The sequence below is a fragment of the Verminephrobacter aporrectodeae subsp. tuberculatae At4 genome, from assembly GCF_000193225.1.
Classification (GTDB): domain Bacteria; phylum Pseudomonadota; class Gammaproteobacteria; order Burkholderiales; family Burkholderiaceae_C; genus Acidovorax; species Acidovorax aporrectodeae.
On sequence record NZ_AFAL01001056.1, the window covers coordinates 1 to 425 of the forward strand.

The following is a 425-nucleotide window of genomic DNA, read 5'->3' on the forward strand; positions in this document are numbered from 1 at the left end:
CGCTGGCGGACGGGCGCCACGTGCGGCTCGACGAGCTCGCCACGGTGTCGGACGGCGTCGCCGAGCCGCGCGCGCTGGCGCTGCTCAACGGCCGGCCCGTGGTCGGCTTCGAGATCGCGCGCAGCAAGGGCGCGAGCGAGTTGGAAGTGGGCGCTGCGGTGCAGGTTGCGCTCGCAGAACTGCACATGCAGCACCCGGACCTGCAAATCACCGAGGCCTTCAACTTCGTGCAGCCGGTGCAGGAGGAATACGACGGCTCCATGCACCTGCTGATCGAAGGCGCGATGCTGGCCGTGTTGGTGGTGTGGCTCTTTCTGCGCGACTGGCGCGCCACTTTCGTGTCCGCCGTGGCGCTGCCGTTGTCGGTCATCCCGGCGTTCATCGGCATGCATTTTCTGGGCTTTTCGATCAACGTGGTCACGCTG

Annotated in this window: 1 protein-coding gene; it reads left to right on the forward strand. The window is 67.3% G+C overall.

Annotated features, from left to right (window positions below; all coding sequences use genetic code 11):
• On the forward strand, positions 1-425 hold a 425-nt coding region (locus tag VTU_RS30420), incomplete at both ends, for an efflux RND transporter permease subunit (protein WP_138928040.1).